At 70.3% G+C, this 19270-nt stretch carries 16 protein-coding genes; 6 read left to right on the top strand and 10 right to left on the bottom strand.

The genetic code is table 11. From position 1 onward, the window contains the following. Nucleotides 1–55: 55 nt before the first annotated feature. Together D1369_RS06180 and D1369_RS06175 are read right to left on the bottom strand one after the other, a co-directional pair. Complete coding sequence (locus tag D1369_RS06180; protein WP_007386013.1) at nucleotides 56–841, bottom strand: IclR family transcriptional regulator; 786 nt, start codon at nucleotides 839–841, stop codon at nucleotides 56–58. Next, a complete protein-coding gene (locus tag D1369_RS06175; RefSeq protein ID WP_007386014.1) occupies nucleotides 838–1257 on the bottom strand; it encodes a MarR family transcriptional regulator in 420 nt (139 codons plus the stop codon). Before D1369_RS06175 ends, D1369_RS06180 begins: the two co-directional genes overlap by 4 nt. Before the next feature lie 195 nt (nucleotides 1258–1452). On the opposite strand from D1369_RS06175, the gene D1369_RS06170 reads away from it, so the two are divergent. From D1369_RS06170 to D1369_RS06155, 4 genes are read left to right on the top strand one after another with little or no spacing between them, the layout of a single operon-like run. Continuing rightward, nucleotides 1453–2370 carry an SDR family oxidoreductase gene (locus D1369_RS06170; protein ID WP_007386015.1) on the top strand — a complete coding sequence of 306 codons (918 nt, stop codon included), beginning with the start codon at nucleotides 1453–1455 and terminating at the stop codon, nucleotides 2368–2370. Beyond that, on the top strand, nucleotides 2370–3245 hold the full coding sequence (locus D1369_RS06165) for a 4-hydroxyphenyl-beta-ketoacyl-CoA hydrolase (RefSeq protein WP_007386016.1): 876 nt from the start codon (nucleotides 2370–2372) through the stop codon (nucleotides 3243–3245). The genes D1369_RS06170 and D1369_RS06165 overlap by 1 nt, the downstream gene beginning before the upstream one ends. Nucleotides 3246–3255: 10 nt before the next feature. After that, on the top strand, nucleotides 3256–4761 hold the full coding sequence (locus D1369_RS06160; RefSeq protein ID WP_007386017.1) for a long-chain fatty acid--CoA ligase: 1506 nt from the start codon (nucleotides 3256–3258) through the stop codon (nucleotides 4759–4761). A gap of 15 nt (nucleotides 4762–4776) precedes the next feature. Further along, entirely contained in the window at nucleotides 4777–5232 is a 456-nt protein-coding gene (locus D1369_RS06155) for a MaoC family dehydratase (RefSeq protein WP_007386018.1), read from the top strand. A gap of 84 nt (nucleotides 5233–5316) precedes the next feature. Here the strand turns inward: D1369_RS06155 and D1369_RS06150 are convergent, their stop codons facing one another. The 8 genes from D1369_RS06150 to D1369_RS06115 form a co-directional block, all read right to left on the bottom strand. Then, complete coding sequence (locus tag D1369_RS06150; RefSeq protein WP_007386019.1) at nucleotides 5317–6984, bottom strand: PHP domain-containing protein; 1668 nt, start codon at nucleotides 6982–6984, stop codon at nucleotides 5317–5319. Nucleotides 6985–6998: 14 nt separating this feature from the next. Further along, entirely contained in the window at nucleotides 6999–8825 is a 1827-nt protein-coding gene (locus D1369_RS06145) for a LamG-like jellyroll fold domain-containing protein (RefSeq protein WP_007386020.1), read from the bottom strand. 39 nt (nucleotides 8826–8864) lie between these two features. Further along, nucleotides 8865–11813, bottom strand: coding sequence for a glycoside hydrolase family 2 TIM barrel-domain containing protein (locus D1369_RS06140; RefSeq protein ID WP_118082317.1), 2949 nt, complete (start codon nucleotides 11811–11813; stop codon nucleotides 8865–8867). Next, complete coding sequence (locus D1369_RS06135) at nucleotides 11810–12760, bottom strand: alkaline phosphatase family protein (RefSeq protein WP_037902050.1); 951 nt, start codon at nucleotides 12758–12760, stop codon at nucleotides 11810–11812. The genes D1369_RS06140 and D1369_RS06135 overlap by 4 nt, the downstream gene beginning before the upstream one ends. Before the next feature lie 27 nt (nucleotides 12761–12787). Next, nucleotides 12788–13657: a carbohydrate ABC transporter permease gene (locus D1369_RS06130; protein ID WP_007386023.1), complete on the bottom strand. Its 870-nt coding sequence runs from the start codon at nucleotides 13655–13657 to the stop codon at nucleotides 12788–12790. Then, entirely contained in the window at nucleotides 13654–14535 is an 882-nt protein-coding gene (locus D1369_RS06125) for a sugar ABC transporter permease (protein ID WP_037903882.1), read from the bottom strand. Before D1369_RS06125 ends, D1369_RS06130 begins: the two co-directional genes overlap by 4 nt. Nucleotides 14536–14662: 127 nt before the next feature. Beyond that, on the bottom strand, nucleotides 14663–15937 hold the full coding sequence (locus D1369_RS06120) for an extracellular solute-binding protein (protein WP_118082316.1): 1275 nt from the start codon (nucleotides 15935–15937) through the stop codon (nucleotides 14663–14665). Between the two features lie 63 nt (nucleotides 15938–16000). Continuing rightward, on the bottom strand, nucleotides 16001–17017 hold the full coding sequence (locus D1369_RS06115; RefSeq protein WP_007386026.1) for a carbohydrate kinase family protein: 1017 nt from the start codon (nucleotides 17015–17017) through the stop codon (nucleotides 16001–16003). A gap of 128 nt (nucleotides 17018–17145) precedes the next feature. On the opposite strand from D1369_RS06115, the gene D1369_RS06110 reads away from it, so the two are divergent. Both D1369_RS06110 and D1369_RS06105 read left to right on the top strand, forming a co-directional pair. Continuing rightward, nucleotides 17146–17910 carry a DeoR/GlpR family DNA-binding transcription regulator gene (locus D1369_RS06110; RefSeq protein WP_037903885.1) on the top strand — a complete coding sequence of 255 codons (765 nt, stop codon included), beginning with the start codon at nucleotides 17146–17148 and terminating at the stop codon, nucleotides 17908–17910. Further along, the gene (locus D1369_RS06105; protein ID WP_118082315.1) at nucleotides 17907–19244 is read left to right on the top strand and encodes a 6-phospho-beta-glucosidase; all 1338 of its coding nucleotides are present in this window, start codon (nucleotides 17907–17909) and stop codon (nucleotides 19242–19244) included. Before D1369_RS06110 ends, D1369_RS06105 begins: the two co-directional genes overlap by 4 nt. Nucleotides 19245–19270 lie beyond the last annotated feature (26 nt).

Below are 19270 nucleotides of genomic sequence, written 5' to 3'. Positions count from 1 at the left end.
CTCGGGGCCGGGGCCGGGGCCGTTCCAGTATCACGACGCCGGTGCGGCCGGGACCTCACCGGTGAGAGGGATATCCGGCGCCCGAACGGGGTGCGACCGGCGGCTGCCAGCCCAGCGCCCGCGAGATCCCCAGCGCCGCGAGCCGGACCGCCGGGATCAACGCCGGCACCTGGGCGTCGGAGTGACGCACGACGACCGACACGGCGGCGGCCACCGTCCCGTCGGGCCCGCACACGGGGGCGGCCACCGACAGGGCGTCGTCGGTGACCTGACGGCTGCTCACCGCGACACCGGTGCGCCGGACCTCGGCCAGGACGCGGCGCAGTCTCGACGGCTCGGCGATCGTGTACGGCGTGAAGACCGCGAGCGGTGTCGCGCAGTACTCCTCCTGCTCCCGCGGCTCGCAGTGCGCCAGCAGCACCAGACCGACCCCGGTGGCGTGCAGCGGCCAGCGCGCCCCCACCCGGATGTGCACGCCCACCGACGAACGCCCGGCGATCCACTCGATGTAGACGACGTCCGAGCCGTCCCGCACCGCCAACTGCACGTTCTCGTGGGTGGCTTCGTACAGGTCCTCCAGATACGGCACTGCCAGCTGCCGCAGCGCGACCCCGCGCGGCGCGAGCGCGGCGATCTCCCACAGCCGCAGTCCGACGTGGTAGACCCCGGCCTCGTCCCGCTCCAGCGCGCCCCAGTCGGTCAGGGCGCCCACCAGCCGGTGCGTGGTCGTCAGCGTCAGCCCGGCCCGCCGGCTGATGTCGGTCAGCGACAGCGCCGGGTGGTCGTGGTCGAACGCCGCGAGCACGGACAGCAGCCGGTCCGGGGCAGAGCGGACGGTCATGGCTGGTCGGCGACTCTCAGCAGCAGGGCCTGGAGGGTGTCCCGCTCGACGGGGTCCAGCGGTGCGAGCAGGTCGTTGGTCACCCGGCGGCCGGCCTCGTCGGTGCCGCGCAGGAACGCCCGGCCCTTGTCCGTGAGGACGACGATCTTGCTGCGGCGGTCGTCGGGGGAGGGGCGGCGCTCGGTCATCCCCAGCTTCTCCAGGTCGTCGACCAGGCCGACGATCGCGCTGGGGTCGTAGCCGAGCCGCGTGCTCAGCTCGCGCTGGAGGGCGCCTTCGGACCCGGCGAGATAGCGCAGCACCGCGTAGTGCCGCAGCCGCAGTCCCGACTCCTGGAGGAACGTGTTGAACAACTGACCCGAGCGCAGACCCAGGCGGTACAGCAGGTAACCGGTGTCCGCGTGCAGCCCGCGCATCCACGGCTCCTCCGAGTCGATGGGCTTCGGGGTGACGTGCTGGCGTGTGATGGCGGGCTCCTCGTGCTCGGTGTGTCAGGGAGATTCCAGCATGACGTACCCGAAGGTCGCCAACAACTATTGACGTCACCAATTATTGCTCTTAGCTTCGATCTCGTAGCCGCACCAAGCATCCGTTCGTGAAGGGACCCCCTCGTGCCCAGCATCGATCTCACCGGCAAGGTCGCCGTCGTCACCGGCAGTGGCCGGGGCCTCGGCCTGGCCTACGCGCACGCCCTCGCCGCCCACGGGGCCTTCGTGGTCGTCAACGACGTCGACGAGACGGTCGCCGAGCAGGCCGTGAAGTCCATCGCCGAGGCGGGCGGCACCGCCGTCGCCGAGGTCGTCCCGGTCGGCACCACCGAGGCCGCCGAGCGGCTGGTGAACCGGGCCGTGGAGGAGTTCGGGCGGCTGGACATCCTGGTCACCAATGCCGGCATCCTGCGCGACAAGGTGCTGTGGAAGATGACCGACGACGACTTCGACGCGGTGATCACCACCCATCTCAAGGGCACCTTCACCTGCGCCCGCGCAGCCGCGGTCAGGATGCGTGAGCAGGGCGAGGGCGGCACCCTGATCCTGGTCGGCTCCCCGGCCGGGCAGCGCGGCAACTTCGGACAGACCAACTACGCCGCCGCCAAGGCCGGCATCGCCGCCTTCGCCCGCACCTGGTCGATGGAGCTGGGCCGCGCGAACATCACCGTCAACGCGATCGTGCCGGTCGCGGCCACCGCGATGACCGAGACCATCCCCGCCTTCGCCCCGTACATCGAGGCGATGAGGAACGGCGAGCCGCTCCCGGACTTCCTCCGCAAGGGCGAGGGCTTCGGCACCCCCGAGGACTGCGCGGCCCTCGTCCCCTTCCTCGCCTCCGAGGCCGCCCGCGGCATCACAGGGCAGGCCATCGGCATCGGCGGCGACAAGGTGGCACTCTGGTCCCATCCGCAGGAGATCAAGACGGCGTACGCCGACGGCGGCTGGACCCCCGACACCCTGGCCGACGCCTTCCCCACGTCGGTCGGTGCCGAGCTCCAGACGGTCGGCATTCCCGCGCCCAAGTTCCCGGAGGCCTGATGGACATCGACGAGCTGGTCGCCATCGACGTGCACACCCATGCGGAGGTCTCCTCCAAGGGCCATTCCTCCCTGGACGACGACCTGCACGACGCCTCCTCGGCCTACTTCAAGGTCGAGGGCAAGCGGAGGCCGACCCTGGAGGAGACCGCCGCCTACTACCGCGAGCGGAAGATGGCCGCCGTGATCTTCACGGTGGACGCCGAGTCCGCGACCGGCACCGCGCCCGTCCCGAACGAGGAGGTCGCCGAGGCGGCCGCCGCCAACGCCGACGTGCTGATCCCCTTCGCCTCCATCGACCCCTTCCGCGGCAAGGCGGGCGTCAAGCAGGCCCGCCGTCTGGTCGAGGAGTACGGGGTGAAGGGCTTCAAGTTCCACCCCAGCATCCAGGGCTTCTTCCCGAACGACCGCGCGGTGGCGTACGACCTCTACGAGGTGATCGAGGAGACGGGCACGATCGCCCTCTTCCACACGGGCCAGACGGGCATCGGGGCCGGAGTCCCCGGCGGCGGGGGCATCCGCCTCAAGTACTCGAACCCCCTCCACGCGGACGACGTGGCGGCCGACTTCCCGCACCTCAAGATCATCCTGGCGCACCCGTCCTTCCCCTGGCAGGACGAGGCCCTCGCGGTCGCCACCCACAAGCCGGGCGTGCACATCGACCTGTCCGGCTGGTCGCCGAAGTACTTCCCGCCGCAGCTCGTGCAGTACGCGAACACGCTGCTCAAGGACAAGGTCCTCTTCGGCTCCGACTTCCCCGTCCTCACCCCCGACCGCTGGCTCGCCGACTTCGCGAAGCTGTCGATCAAGGATGAGGTGAAGCCGAAGATCCTCAAGGAGAACGCCGCCCGTCTGCTCGGGCTGACCAAGCCATAAGGGGCCCCAGATGCGCAACGAGGGACTGGGTTCGTGGCCCGCACGCCGGGCCCGCAAGACCCCGCACCGCACCGCCCTGATCCACGGCGACACGACGTTCACGTACGCCGCACTGCACACCCGCGTCACCCGCCTCGCGCACGCCCTGCGCGCCCGGGGCATCCGACGCGGCGACCGGATCGCCTACCTGGGGCCGAACCACCCCTCCTACCTGGAGACGCTGTTCGCGGCCGGCACCCTCGGCGCGGTCTTCGTCCCCCTCAACACCCGTCTCGCCGGGCCGGAGATCGGCTACCAGCTCTCCGACTCCGGGGCCAGGGCGCTGGTCTACAGCCCCTCGCACGCGGGGCTGGTCGCCGGACTGCCGGGCAGCACCGACGTCCGTACGTACGTCGAAGTGGGTGCCGAGTACGAGCAGTTGCTCGCCGATCCACCGGCCGAGCCGATCGACGAGCCGGTCGCGCCCGACGACACCTGCATCATCATGTACACCTCGGGCACGACAGGACGTCCCAAGGGCGCCATGCTCACCCACGGCAACCTGACGTGGAACGCGATCAACGTCCTTGTCGACACCGACCTGATCGCCGACGAACGCGCCCTGGTCTCCGCCCCGTTGTTCCACACGGCGGGCCTGAACATGCTGACGCTGCCGGTGCTGCTGAAGGGCGGCACCTGCGTCCTCGTCGAGGCCTTCGACCCCAACGCCACCTTCGACCTGATCGAACAGCACCGGATCACCTTCATGTTCGGGGTGCCGACGATGTTCGAGCAGGTGGCGCGGCATCCGCGCTGGGCCGACGCGGACCTGTCCTCGCTACGGATCCTGACCTGCGGCGGCTCCCCGGTGTCGACCCCTCTCATCGCCGCCTACCAGGAGCGCGGGCTGACCTTCCTCCAGGGCTACGGCATGACCGAGGCCTCGCCCGGGACCCTGTTCCTGGACGCCGAGCACGCCATCAGCAAGGCGGGTTCGGCGGGTGTGCCGCACTTCTTCAGCGACGTCCGGGTGGTGCGGCCGGACCTGGCACCCGTCGACACCGGCGAGACCGGCGAGGTCGTGCTCCGCGGCCCGCACGTCATGCCCGGCTACTGGGGGCTGCCCGAGGAGACCGCGGCCTCCTTCGCGGACGGCTGGTTCCGCAGCGGGGACGCGGCCCGGGTCGACGAGGACGGATACGTCTTCATCGTCGACCGCATCAAGGACATGATCATCTCGGGTGGCGAGAACATCTACCCCGCCGAGATCGAGGACCTGCTCCTCGGTCACCCGGACATCGCCGAGTGCGCGGTCATCGGCGTCCCGGACGACAAGTGGGGCGAGGTGCCGCGGGCGGTCGTCGTCCCCCGCGAGGGCGCCGTGCCCGACCCCGACGAGGTCCTGGCCTCCCTGGCCGGACGGCTCGCCAAGTACAAGATCCCCAAGTCGGTGGTGGTCGCGGACGAACTCCCGCGCACCGCCTCCGGAAAGCTCCTCAAGTCCCGGGTGCGCAAGCGCTACGGCTCCAACTCTTAGGTTAAGGACAGCTACATGAGCGTCACCGTCAACGGCCTCGACGAACTGAAGAAGCTCGCCGGCAGCGACCTCGGCACCAGCGAGTGGATCGAGGTCACCCAGGAGCGCATCGACACCTTCGCCGACGCCACCGGCGACCACCAGTGGATCCACGTGGACCCCGAGAAGGCGGCGGCGGGCCCCTTCGGCGCCCCCATCGCGCACGGCTATCTCACCCTGTCCCTGTTCATCCCGCTCTTCACCGAGCTCCTTGACGTCCAGGGCGTCACCACGAAGGTCAACTACGGCCTGAACAAGGTCCGTTTCCCCTCCCCGGTGAAGGTGGGCTCCCGCATCCGCCTCGTCGCCAAGCTGACGGATGTCGAGGAGGTGCCGGGCGGTGTCCAGATCACCGTCGACGGGGCGATAGAGATCGAGGGCGGCGCCAAGCCGGCGGCGGTGCTGCAGAGCCTTTCCCGGTTCTACGCCTAGAAAGTGCCATGCGGAGGCAGTGGGGAACTGCGGGACCGCTGTGGCTGGTCGCGCAGTTCCCCGCGCCCCTTCGGGGGGCTTGCCTCAGCCGGTGACGTCCACGAAGACGGGGTTGGAGTAGAACCACGTGTCCGCCCACGGGTCACCGTTGCCGGGATCGTGCGGAATCGGGCCGTGCGGGTCGACCGAGGCGCCGAGGTAGCCCGTGCCGTGCCGCTTGCCGTCGCTGCCGCGCAGCCGGACGTAGAAGGACTCGTCCCCTGCCGTCAGCGGGATGCGCAGGGTGTACGTCCCCTTCCGGCCGGACACGTCCCTCGTCTGCACGACCCTGGTGTCGGGCGCCTGCCAGCCGTCCCGGTCGCTCACCGGACCGCGCACCGCGCCCCGGATCACGTCCACGTGCGCCAACTCGGGCAGGATGCCCTGGGGGTTGGGACGTGAGGCACTGGTGACCGTCACGTACAGCGTGATCCGCTCGCCCTTGCGGACCCGCAGCCGTCCGCCCAGCGTGACACCGCGCCCGGAGTCGCAGTCCCGCTTCACGCGCACGTCGAGCCCGTCGAGCAGATGGCCGTGGTCCACCCAGACCCGGCCCGCGCGCAGGCCCGCCATCACCGCGCGGTAGCCGTACCGGGTCACACCGACGTGGGTGCGGCTGAACTCGCCCGGCCAGAAGTCGCTGCCGGGCTGCGGGGTGTCGGTGCTGACCGGGTCGGGGAGCTTGCCGGTGTTGTCGAAGTTCTGGCCGGCCGGCCAGTCGCCGTTCTTCCAGGTGTCGAAGACCGTGCGGTGGTTGTCGGAGTTCGTGGTGACCGAGAACAGGCTGCCTTCGGCCAGCATCGAGTCCCACAGCCCGCCGACGGTCGCCGTCGCCCAGTCGAAGCCGCCGTACGTCAGATAGGCGTCCGCCGGATAGCCCGACCAGGACTGGGCCGAGGGCTTGTTCTCGTACTCGCCGCGGATCGACGTGCTGCTGCGCCAGCCGGGGATCGCCGCACCCTGGGCGCCGGGCGCGCCCTCCATGCCGATCATGATCTCGGGTGCCGCGTCCCGCCAGTTGCGCATCTCGTGCGGGGAGTCGATGCCGAGGCGCAGGGGGTGGTTGGCGAGGACGAGGACGTCGTCGACGTAGCCCGAACGGCGCTGCTCCGCCAGCCACTTGATCGCCTTGACGGCGTGGGCCTCGTTGCGGGCGGTGTCGGCGGCGCCCGCGGAGCCCTCGGTGTAGCCCAGGAGCTTGCCGTCGTAGGCGAGCTCGAACTGGGTGAGCAGGTCGGTCTCGTGGGGGCCGGGAGCCGCGAACACCGTGCAGTGCTCGGCGGCCGGGATGTACCACTCCAGGCCCTGGAAGATCAGCTGGCGCGGGTTCTCCGAGCGGGCCTTCACGATCTCCGCGTGCTCCAGCTTGGCGCCGTAGTTGGCGTGTCCGAAGTTGGAGTGCTCGTTGAACACCATCCAGTCGAGGCCGTACTTCGCGGCGGCCTTCGCCTGCTGGGAGAACGTGTACTTGGCGTCGTGGCTGTAGACGGAGTGGACGTGGTGGTCGCCGACGAGGTAGGCGAGCCGGGGGTCGTCGCCGCCGAAGCGAGGGCGAGGCGAAGCGGCCAGCGCCGGAGTCGCCGACCCCAGCGCGAACGCGGCGCCGAACAGGCCCGCACGGCGCAGGAGTCCACGTCTCGACACGCCCTGGGCGTCGAGATCGGTGGGGGAGACGGAGGGGTCCGCCCAGGAGGGGAGCTGCTGCTCGGTCACAGTGGTCCTCGAATTCAGTGGGTCATGAAGGACGAGACGGGCAGCGCCCGCGAGACGATCCGGACGTCGCCGAGCCGTCCGTGGAAGATCTGGTCGATCTTGTCGGCGTAGGTGTAGCCGCCCACCAGCCACGGCAGTCCGACCGAGGTGATGCCGACGGCGGACGCCTTCGGATTGCGGACCACCGGGCAGCCCTGGACGTACAGGGTGGTGTGCCTGCCGTCGTTGACGACGGCGAGGTGCCACCAGGTCTCCAGCGGTGTCTCCTGGCCCCAGTTGGTCGCGATGCCCTGCTGGTTGAGCGGCCGCATGGCCCACTGCGGCTCCCGGTCGTTGGAGAGCGACAACGTGGCGAGCGGCTCGTCGGGGTCGTCGCCGGTCTTGCCCGCGGCGCCGCCGGTTCCCCGTCGACTGACCAGTCCCGCCCAGGCGTTGTGGTCCGGGTCCCAGTCGGCGGGCATGCGGTAGAACACCTCGATGGTGTAACCGTCCTTGAACACCGCCGAGTTGATCGGCGCCTTGTCGACCGTCTGCAGATAGGCGCCCTTCAGCGGCGACTTGTAGCCCTGGAACTCCAGGCTGCCGTGGCCGGGCTGGTCGGGGTGGTGGTCCGCGGACCAGCCCAGCGAGCCGCCGCCCACCGACACCACGGTGAGGTCGTTGCCACGGCCCGAGAGGTCGCGGACCGTGCCGGAGACCGCCGCATCGAACCGCCAGTACGCGGCCGTCCCCGGTATCAGCATCTTCGACACCGGGCGCGCAGGACGCGCGGGCACCGGATCGAAGCCGGCGAACCGCGACGCGAAGTCGATCTCGACCGAGAACCGGTCGGCGTCGCCGCTGAGTTCGATCTCCTGCCGCTCCAGCTCGTTGAGGCCCTTCTTGGCCCGGCCGAGGATCCACGGGGAGACCGTCTCCACGTCGATCACGCCACGGTCGAGGTCGAAGCGGTACAGGCGGATCATGGCCGCCCCGCCGAAGTACCGGTTCTGGTAGTTCGTCAGGTGCAGGTGGACGTCGTTGCCCGCCGTGTTCGTGCGGGTCGCCCGGCCGGCGGGCCAGTAGTGGCCGTTGAGAGTGAGGAAGATCTGGTCGTGGTCCTTGACCAGCTGGTCCCACAACTGCTGACCGTACTCCGAGAGGCTGTCGTCCTCGACGACCAGCTCGTGCGTGGTCAGGATCACCGGGGTCTTCGGGTGGGCGGCCAGGACGCTCTTCGCCCAGGCGTAGCCCTTGTCCGACAGCCGCCAGTCCAGGGCGAGCACCATCCACTCGCGGCCCGCGGCCCTGAACAGGTGGTACGTGTTGTAGCCGTCCGCGGAGGCGCCCCCGAACGTCCTGTGGCCCTTGAAGCGGTCGGGACCGAACACGTCCAGGTACGGTGTCGCACCGCGCTGGTCGGTGGTGGACGACTTCACGTCGTGGTTGCCCGCGAGGACGCTGTAGCCGACCCCGCGCCGGTCCAGCAGCCTGAACGCGTCGCCGATCGCGGCGAACTCGGGCGCCGCACCGTTCTGGGTGAGGTCGCCGAGGTGGGACAGGAAGACGATGTTCTCGTCCTTGCCGTGCTCCAGGAGATACCGCAGCGAGGCATCGAAGGGGGCCTTGTCGATGCTCGGCCCGTCGAAGAGGTACTGGGTGTCGGGCATGACGGCCAGCGTGAACCGCCGGCTCTCGGTGTCGGGACGCCAGGACGCACCCGAGGCGGCCTCGGCCACCGTGGGCAGTGCGACCCCTGCTGTGGCGGCCGCGCCCAGCAGCGCCGTCGCGCGCAGGAAACTGCGTCTTGCGGCACCGGCCTGCGCGGCCTCGGCCTGAGGGTGGTCATGCGAAGTGCACACGTGTGCTCCGTTGCGGGGAAAGTGAGGAAGACGGGGGATTCAGAGCGCGCGCAGGGTCCAGCTCCAGCGATGGACGCCCGGCGCGACGCGATAGGAGGCGAAGGTGTCGGGGCCGCACGAGGCGGTGCCGAGGCCGCGGTGGGCCGCGTCGATGTGCACCACACAGCCCGCCCCGGGGACGAGTTCGTCGTGGTGCGCCACAGCGGTGAGGTCCGCCGCGCGGTACCGGCTCACACCGACCTGGCGTGGTTCGTCCAGGGCGACCGCGAGGCCGGTGGCGTCCGGCGCGGAGAGCGTGAAGTGCCGGACCCCGTGCCGGCCGCCGCTCTCCTGCGGGCGCAGATAGGGGGTGAACAACTCGTCCACGGGCACCGCGTGATGGCCGACCGGAGCCCCGAAGGCGCGGTCCGGATACGACTCCCAGGGGCCCTGTCCGTACCACTCCATCAGGTCGAGCCCGGCGACCGTCTCGAACACGCAGCCGACCCGTGCCACGTCGTCGAGCTGCTCCGGCAGCTCCGCGGACTCCTCGACGTGGACCCCGCCCTCGACGGCCGTGAAGACCTGCGCATGGCGCACGACTCCGGCCTCGCAGGCGTACTCGGCCTGGACGGTGACCCGACCGGGAGTCCGCCGTACGTCGGTGACCTTGCGCACCAGCGCGTCGAGCCCCCAGTCGCGCCAGCGCGGTGCCATTCCGCCGAGCTCGTCGTTGTCGGTGGGCGCCCGCCACAGGGAGAGCGTGGGAGCGGAGGTGAGCAGGGGGTGGACCAGGAGACCGTCGTCGTCGACCTCGACGGAACGATTCTGCGAAGCCGTCGGTGCTTGCGGCACCGCCTCCCGCAACCGCACCTGCGGCACGCACAGCACCGTCCCGCGCGGGGCCCAGGGCTCGTCCGCGGCCGTGGTCACCCGCAGCGTCAGCCACGCCTCACCGCCGTCCTCGGGCAGTGTGAACGGCAGCGGCACCGCCGCCGTCTCCCCGGGCCGCAGATCGGGCAGCTCGGCGGGCGCGGTCAGGGTGCGGCCGTCGGCCAGGGACAGCTCCCACTCTCCGGCCAGCCAGGCCAGACCCCGGAAGTGCTGGTGGTTGCCGAGCACGATGCCCTCGTGCCGGAAGCACTCGATGCGCACCGGTGCCGCGATCTCCCGGTGCTCGTACATCACCGGCTTGGGCGTGCGGTCCGGGAAGACCACGCCGTCCGCGATGAAGGCGCCGTCGTGCAGGGCCTCGCCGAAGTCGCCGCCGTACGCCCAGCGATGTCCGGGCGCGGCGACACCGTTGTCATAGAGCCCGACGCCCCCACGTCCGACCGGTCTGCCGTCGTTCACACGCTGCAGAATGCCGTGGTCCCAGAACTCCCAGATGAACCCGCCCTGAAGACCCGGCGTTGACTCGATGGCCGCCCAATGGTCCGCGAGCGTGCCGTTGCTGTTGCCCATGGCGTGCGAGTACTCGCACCAGATGAGCGGCTTGGTCTGCCGCCCGGAGAGGGCGTGGTCCACGCACTCCTCCAGCGAGGCGTACATGGGGCAGGCGATGTCGGTGGCGTCGCCGGTCGCCGCCCAGTCGAGCTTGGCGGCGCCCTCGTACTGGACCGGCCGCGTCGGATCGTGGCGGCGCACCCAGCCGGCGGCCGCGTCGTGGTTCGCCCCGTAGTCGGACTCGTTGCCCAGTGACCAGACGATGACCGACGGGTGGTTCCTGTCCCGCAGCACCATCCGCGAGACCCGGTCCACGAAGGCGTTCAGGTAGCGCGGGTCGTCGGCGATCTCGTGGGCGTGGTCGTGCGACTCGATGTCCGCCTCGTCGACGACGTAGAAGCCGAGCTCGTCGGCGAGGTCGTAGAGGGCGGGATCGCCGGGGTAGTGGGAGGTGCGGATCGCGTTGAACCCGAACCGCTTCAGCGTGACCAGGTCCGCGCGCAGGTCGTCGTACGACACGGTCCGCCCGGTCAGCGGGTGGAAGTCGTGCCGGTTGACGCCCCGGATGAAGACCCGCTCGCCGTTGACCAGCAGATCCCGGCCGGTGATCTCGACGTCCCGGAAGCCGATCCGGTGCCGTGAGGTGTCGGCTGCCGTGCCGTCGGCGCGGTGCAGCCGGACGGTGAGGTCGTACAGCTCGGGCGTCTCGGCGTTCCAGGTCCGGACGTCCGGGACCGTCGCGGTCAGACGTGCCTCGCCCAGGAAGTCCGAGACCCGCTCGTCCTCCCGGTTGAACCGGTCGAACTCCGCGTCCTGCGTCAGCAGTCGGCCGTCCAGCTCCCCGCTGACGTACCACCCCTCGGGCAGCGCCCCACCCGTGTCCCGCACCCGGCAGTCGACCCGCAACGAGCCGTCGAAGGAGGCCCGCACGGTCACGTCGGACAGATGCAGCTCATCCGTCGCGTACAGCAGCACCGAGCGGGTGATCCCGCCGTGCCACCACTGGTCCTGGTCCTCGATGTGCGAGGCGTCCGACCACTTGACCACGGTCAGCCGTACGACGCTCCGCGTGCCGGCGCGCACCCGTCCCGTCAGGTCGAACTCGGCCGCCAGGTGGGAGTCCTTGGACATCCCGACGGGCTGCCCGTCCACGTGCACGAGGAGCACGCTCTCGGCGGCCCCGACCTGGAGGACGATCCGGCGTCCGGCCCACTCGGCGGGGACGTCCACCGCACGCTCGTAGACCCCTGTCGGGTTGGCGGCGGGGGAGTGCGGCGGGAACTCCGGGAACGGCATGCGGACGTTGAGGTACTGCGGGAGGTCGTCGGTGCCCTGCATCGTCCAGACACCGGGGACGTGTGAGGAGGACCAGGCACCGCCGACCGGCGCGTCCGGAGTGGGCAGCAACTGGAAACGCCAGTCGCCGTCCAGGGGGAGTGCTCCGGAGCGCCGGTCGACGGCGTTCATGGGCAGCCGACCCCAGGAGGTCACCTCGGGCGCCTCCCAGGGGCGCAGGGCGAGGAGGGGATCGGCGGGGCGGGGTCCGCGGGGTGCGTCGGTCATGACCGTTCCGAAGTCGGTGGCGGGGTGGGTGGTGACGGGATGTGGCAGGACCGTCCGTGGCCGTGCAGGACCCGGCCCTGCAGGCCCCAGGCCGGGTCGACGGGGATGCCGAGCCGGTCCAGGACGGTGGGGGCGATGTCGATGAGACGCGGGGTGTCGAGCCGGGTCCCGCCGGGCATGCCGGGCTCGGCCAGGACGACGAACACCTCGCGCTCGGCGTGGGTGTCGCCGCCGTGGCCGCCGGTGTCGAGGTGCCCGTGGTCCGTGGTGACCAGCACGGTCCAGCGCTCCCGCGCGCGGGCGGGGTCCGAGCGCCGGGCGTCGATGGCCGCGAGGAGCCAACCGAGGTGGGTGTCCTGGGTGAGCAGGGCCCGGTCGTAGGCGAGGCTGTGCGGGCCCATGGCGTGGGCGGCCTCGTCGGTGGCGCCGAAGTACACGAACACGGCGTCGGGATCGTCCTGGCCGATCCAGCGCTCGGCGGTGCGGGCGACGAGGCGGTCCGCGGTGCCGTAGCCGTCCGTCTCGCCGTCGTAGCGCACCCGGCGGCCGATGGCGGGGCCGAGGGTGCCGCGCCGGATCAGCTCCGGCCAGGACACCACGGCCGCGGTGCGCAGCCCGCGCCGGGCGGCGACGGCCCGGCTCAGGAAGTCGGGGTAGCGGCCGTAGTCGGCACCGGCGAAGTCGTTGCCGCGCACGCCGTGCCGGTCGGGCCACACCCCGGTCAGCACGCTCGACCAGCCGGGCCCGGAGTCGGTGTAGGCCATGCTGGTGGACGGCCCGTCCGGGGCCTGGCCGTCCGCCTCGCCGTAGGGCAGCAGGCTGGTGCCGTGGGTGCCCGTCGCCATGAGCCCGTGCAGTACGGGTGCCACGGCCGGGGAGCGGGTGAGCAGGTCGTAGCGCAGCCCGTCCATGCCCACCACGAGGACCTTGCCGATGTCGTGGCTCACCGCCCACCCCTTTCTCACGGCACCGGGTCAGGAGCCCTGTACCGCTCCCTCGGTGGCGCCCGCGATGAATCCGCGGGCGAAGATGCTGAACACGATGACCAGCGGAAGCGCCGCCATCAGCACGCCGGCCATGACCATGCTGTAGTCGGTGGTGTGGCCGACGTTGAGCTGGGCGAGCTCCACCTGGAGGGTCACGTGGCCCGGGTCGGTGAGCACGACGAGCGGCCAGATGTAGTCGTTCCAGCAGTTGACGAAGGCGTAGATGGCGAGGAACGACAGCGCGGGTCTGATCATCGGCAGCGCGATGTTCCAGTACTGACGGAAGAACCCGGCGCCGTCGATGCGGGCGGCGTCGAGGAGTTCGTCGGGCACGCCGTTCTGGATGTACTGGTGCAGCCAGAAGATGCCGAAGGCGTTGGCGAGGGAGGGCAGGGCGAGCGCCTTGAGCATCCCGACCCAGCCGATCTTCGACATGAGGATGAACTGCGGCAGGATCGCCAGTTGCAGCGGCAGCATCATGAACAGCAGCAGCGTGCCGAAGAGCAGCTTGCGTCCGGGGAAGTCGAACTTGGCGAAGGTGAAGGCCGCCAGGGAGTCGATGAACAGCACCAGGACGGTGGTGACGGTCGCGACCATCACCGTGTTGAGCATCGACCCGAAGAAGTCGATGGTGTTCAGCACGTGCCGGATGTTCTCCAGCAGATGGGAGCCGAAGGTGAACTTCGGCGGGCTCTTGTAGATGTCCTGCGTGGTGTTGGTCGCCATGACGATCGTCCACGCGAAGGGGAAGACCGAGAGCAGGACGGCCACGACGAGGATGATGTGCGCTGTCAGGCCCTTGGGGCGGCGAAGTCGCCTGCCGCCCGTGGTCGGCCGTGCGGTGTCGACCGCGGTCATGCCTTCCTCCCTCGTGTGGTGATGCGCCAGTTGACGGCGACGAGGATGATGATCAGTACGAAGAAGGCCCACACGATGGCCGCGCCGTAGCCGTAGTCGTTGTTGAGGAAGGCCGACTGGTAGAAGTACAACAAGGTCGTCAGACCCGCCTGGCCCGGGCCGCCGAGGTTGGCGTTGGCGGCGTTGCTGGCGAACAGGACCTGCGGTTCGCTGAAGCTCTGCAGGCCGTTGATCGTCGAGATGATCACCGTGAACAGGATGATCGGCCGCATGATCGGGATGGTGATCTGGAAGAACGTGCGGACGGGCCCCGCGCCGTCCATCTTCGCCGCCTCGTAGATCGAGGTCGGGATCGCCTGCAGGCCGGCCAAATAGATGATCATGTTGTAGCCGGTCCACTGCCAGGTCATCAGCAGGGAGATGACCACCTTGATCAGCCACGGGTTGCTCAGCCACGGAACGGGCGAGATGCCGACCACGCCCAGGATCGCGTTGACCAGACCGAAGTTGTTGCTGAACACCGCGCCGAAGAAGATCGCCACGGCGACGATCGAGGTCACGTTCGGCACGTACAGCGCGATGCGGTAGAAGCCCTTGAAGCGGCGCACCGAGTGCAGCAGCGTCGCCAGGACCAGGGCACCGAACAGCGTCGGCACGGTGGACAGCACCCAGATCACCAGGGTGTTGCGGATCGACAGCCAGAAGACCGGGTCGTCCCACAGGAACCGGAACTGCTGGAACCCCACGAACTGCATGGTGCCCATGCCGTCCCAGCGCTGGAAGGCCAGGTACAGGGAGTAGAAGACCGGGAAGAACGAGAACGCGGCGAAGATCAGGTAGAACGGCGAGATCGCCAGGTACTGCCGCCAGTACGCCAGCGGTCCGCGCCGCTTGGGCCGAGCTGTGCCCGCGGGTGCCGTGCGCCGCGGGCGGAACCGGGCCGGGCCCGGCCCGCCGCGGTGCGCGGGCACCGCGGCGGGACCGGTGACCGGAGGTGACGTCACCTCAGCTCACCCCCTGCCGCCGGGCGATCTGCTTGGCCTGGCTGACCGCGTCCTTCCAGGCGTCGTCGGGCTTCTTGCCCTTGGCCTCGATGCTGGTCAGCTCCGTCATGAAGGGGGCCATGACGGCGGCGTCGGCGGGCGCCTCGTAGGCCACCTTGATGGCCTTGGCGGCCGGGCCGAAGACCTCGATGATCTTCTGTCCGCCGAAGAAGGCGTCCGGACCGGTCATGGCCGGCATGGTGTAGGCGGCCGGGGCGGCCGGGAAGATGGCGGCGTCGGTGAATCCGCGGGCGTCGTTGGCGGGGCTGAGGATCCAGCTGATGATCTTGAACGCTTCTTCGGGGTTGCGGCACTGCTTGGGCAGCGCCAGGTAGGAGCCGCCCTGGTTGGCCGGTCCGACCGGGTTCGCGCAGACCCGCCACTTGCCCTTGGTCTGCGGTGCCGCCTGCTCGATGTCCAGCGCGTGCCAGGCCGCGCCGAGCTCGGTGAGGAGGTTCTTGCCGACGGCGGCGTTCCAGGTGTTGTCGTTGATCTTGGCGTCGAGGCCCAGGGTGTACGGGCGCACCGCCGTGGTCCACGCGGCGCGGATGTGGTCCTGGTCGCCGATGAAGTGGTTGTCCTTGTCGATGAACCGCTGGGTGCCCTGGCCGACCGCGATGTTGAAGACGGAGCTGATGTTGTTGACCAGGTAGGTGCCGGGGTTCTTCCGCTGCAGCTCGGTGCCGAGCTGGAAGTAGTCCTCCCAGGTCTTGACCAGCGCGGCGACCTTGGCGGGGTCGGTGTCCACCCCGGCCTTGGCGAACAGGTCCTCGCGGTAGAAGAGCGCGGTGGGGCCGATGTCGATCGGGAAACCGATCTGCTTGCCGTCCTCGGTCTGGGCGAGCTTGGTCTTCCAGTCCAGGTACTGCGAGGAGATCTTCTTGAAGCCGAGGTCGTTCAGGTCGAGGAAGCGGTCCGCGTTGGGCAGGAAGGACGCGATGTCCTCGCCCTTGATGCCGGTGATGTCGGGCACGGAGCTGCCCGCCGCGAGGGTGGTGGTGAGCTTCTGCTTGAAGTCGCCGCCGATGGACGCCGTGGTCAGCTTGATCTGGCTGCTGAAGTGGGTCTTCGCCTCCGCGACCACCTTGTCGCTGAGCGCGCCGCCCCAGTACCACAGGGTGAGGTTCTTGCCGTTCTTGGTGCCGCCCGAGCCCGAGCCGCCGCAGGCGACGGTCAGTCCGGACGCGGCCGCGGTGAGCGCGGCGGCCTGGAGGAAGCCTCTACGAGAAAGGTCCACGGGTCACTCCTGTTGTTCCTGTTCGTGGTGCTGAGGGGCGTGGGCTGTGGGGGCGTTGTGAGGTCAGTGCGGGCGGGGCGGGGTGACCGGGGCGTGGCGCACCGGCGGGCCGACGTCGGCCGGCAGACGGTCGGCCAGGAAGCCGTACGCCTTGCGAAGGCCGGGGTCGGTCAGGGAGCGCCACCAGCGGTCGACGCCGTACCAGCCGGGGGCCGCGAGGGCGCCGCCGTGGTGCCGGACGGACAGTCCGGCCGCGAGGACGGCGAACCGCAGCCGTTCCTCCAGCGGCCAGCCGCCCAGCGAGGCGGCGACGAACGAGGCGCCGAAGACGTCACCGGCGCCCGTGGCGTCGAGCACGTCGACGGGCAGGGCCGGGACGTCCGCGTACTCGCCGGTGACCTGGTCGACGGCGATCGCGCCGTCCCCGCCCCGGGTGACGACGGCGACCGGGACCAGCTCGGAGAGGGTGCCGAGGGCCGCGAACGCGCTGTCGGTGCGGGTGTAGGCCATCGCCTCGCCCTCGTTGGGCAGGAAGGCGTGGCACAGGGCCAGTTGGTCGAGGAGGTCCTTCGACCACTCCTGGGTGGGGTCCCAGCCGACGTCGGCGTAGATGTGCGTGCCGTTCGCGGCGGCCTTGGAGAGCCAGGCGCGGGGCTCGGCCTCCAGGTGGACGAGGGCCGTGCGCGCCTCGGGCGGGTCGCCCATCAGCGTGTCCTGGGAGTACGGCGGCTCCTGGCCGTGGGTGACCAGGGCCCGGTCGTCACCGTCGGCCAGCGCGACGGTGACGGGGGTGTGCCAGCCGTCCGCGACCTGGGAGAGCGAGAGGTCGACGCCTTCCTGACCTGCGAGGACCTCCTGGCAGTAGGCGCCGTAGAAGTCGTCGCCGAAGACCGTGGCCAGGGAGGTCCTCAGGCCGAGGCGGGACGCGGCGACCGCCAGGTTGGCGATGCCGCCGGGGCCGCAGCCCATGCCGGCCGTCCAGATCTCCTCGCCGGGCGTCGGCGGCTTCCCGAGCCCGGTGAGGACGAGATCGTAGAAGAGCAGCCCGGTCAGGAGCACGTCGGGCCTGTCGTCGTCCACGCGATGAGCCTCTCGTCAAAACTCGTCAATTTCGATGACGGGAATCGTGCGCTGCTCCGCGAGATTGGTCAATACCTGAGCAGAACTGAGCATGGAAATGATTGAAGATGACGAGTAGTGTGCACGTCGTGCTGGCAGAACGACGACACCAACTCATCCTGCGGGCCCTGCGCTCCGGTGGTCCCGCGTCCGTGACCGATCTCTCCGAGCAGCTGGGTGTGAGCCCTGCCACGATCAGGCGCGACCTGGTCAAACTCGAGGAGGACGGACTGCTCACGCGTGTGCACGGCGGCGCCGTCGTGGAGGAGGGCGACCAGCCCTTCGCCGAGGTCGCCGAGGTGCGCGTGTCCGAGAAGGACGCCATAGCCGAGTGCGCCGCCGCCATGGTCGCCGACGGCCAGACGGTGCTGCTGGACATCGGCACCACCGCCTTCCGGCTGGCCCGGCAGCTGCACGGCCGCCGCCTCACGGTGATCACCAGCAACCTGGTGGTCTACGAGGAGCTCGCCGACGACGAGGGCATCGAGCTGGTGCTGCTCGGCGGCATGCTCCGCCGTGAGTACCGCAGCCTGGTCGGCTTCCTCACCGAGGACAATCTGCGCCAGCTGCACGCCGACTGGCTCTTCCTCGGTACCAGTGGAGTGCGCCCGGGCGGGCAGGTGATGGACACGACGGTCGTCGAGGTGCCGGTGAAGCGAGCCATGATCAAGGCCGGCGACAAGGTCGTCCTGCTCGCCGACGCCGCCAAGTTCCCGGGTACGGGCATGGCGAAGGTCTGTGATCCCGAGGACCTGGACGTGGTGGTCACGAACGCTCCGGCCGACCCGGTGACCCGATCCTCCCTGGAGGAGGCGGGCGTCGAGGTGGTCGAGGCAGGAAAGGTGCAACAGTGAAGCTGACGATTCTGGGCGGCGGCGGGTTCCGCGTGCCGCTCGTGTACGGCGCCCTTCTGGGCGACCGCCGCGAGGGCAGGGTCACCGAGGTCGTGCTGCACGACCTGGACGCCGGCCGGCTGTCCGCGGTGACCCGGGTCCTCGCCGAGCAGGCCGCCCAGGTCGAGGACGCCCCACGGGTGAGCGCCACGACCGACCTCGACGAGGCCCTGCGCGGCGCCGACTTCGTCTTCTCGGCGATCCGCGTCGGCGGTCTTGAGGGCCGTGCCGAGGACGAGCGGGTGGCCCTCGCGGAGGGCGTCCTCGGCCAGGAGACGGTCGGCGCGGGCGGCATCGCCTACGGACTGCGCACGGTCCCGGTGGCCGTGGACATCGCCCGGCGCGTGGCGAGGCTCGCCCCCGACGCCTGGGTCATCAACTTCACCAACCCGGCGGGCCTGGTCACCGAGGCCATGTCCCGCCACCTCGGCGACCGGGTCATCGGCATCTGCGACTCCCCGGTCGGCCTCGGCCGCCGTATCGCGCGCGTGCTCGGCGCCAACCCCAACGAGGCCTGGATCGACTACGTCGGCCTGAACCACCTCGGCTGGGTCCGCGGCCTGAAGATCGCAGGGCGGGACGAGCTGCCCCGGCTGCTCGCCGACCCCGACCTGCTCGGCTCCTTCGAGGAGGGCAAGCTCTTCGGCGTCGACTGGCTCCGGTCGCTGGGCGCGATCCCGAACGAGTACCTGCACTACTACTACTTCAACCGCGAGGCCGTCCGCGCCTACCAGCAGGCCGAGAAGACCCGCGGCGCCTTCCTCGCCGACCAGCAGGCACGGTTCTACGACGAGGTCGGCGCCCCCGGTGTGCGGGCGCTGGACGTCTGGGACCGCACCCGCGCCGAGCGCGAGGCCACCTACATGTCCGAGAACCGGGAGACGGCCGGCGCCGGCGAGCGCGACGCCGACGACCTGTCCGGCGGATACGAGAAGGTCGCCCTGGCCCTGATGCGGGCCATCGCCCGGGACGAGCGCACGACCCTGATCCTCAACGTCCGCAACCAGGGCACGCTCTCCGTGCTCGACACCGATGCCGTCATCGAGGTGCCCTGCCTCGTCGACGCCAACGGCGCCCACCCCGTCTCCGTCGCCCCGCTGCCCGACCACGCCACCGGCCTCGTCTGCTCGGTCAAGGCGGTGGAGCGCGAGGTGCTGGCCGCCGCCGAGTCGGCCTCGCGCTCGACCGCGGTGAAGGCCTTCGCGCTGCACCCGCTGGTCGACTCCGTCAATGTCGCCCACAGGCTGGTGGAGGGCTACACCTCGGTGCATCCGGGGCTCGCGTACCTTAAGTAGCGTCCGTCTCGGGAAAGCGCTTTCCC

Origin of the sequence: Streptomyces sp. CC0208 (assembly GCF_003443735.1) — a bacterium.
In the GTDB taxonomy this organism is placed as follows: domain Bacteria; phylum Actinomycetota; class Actinomycetes; order Streptomycetales; family Streptomycetaceae; genus Streptomyces; species Streptomyces sviceus.
This window is presented reverse-complemented; position numbering and strand designations above follow the sequence as displayed.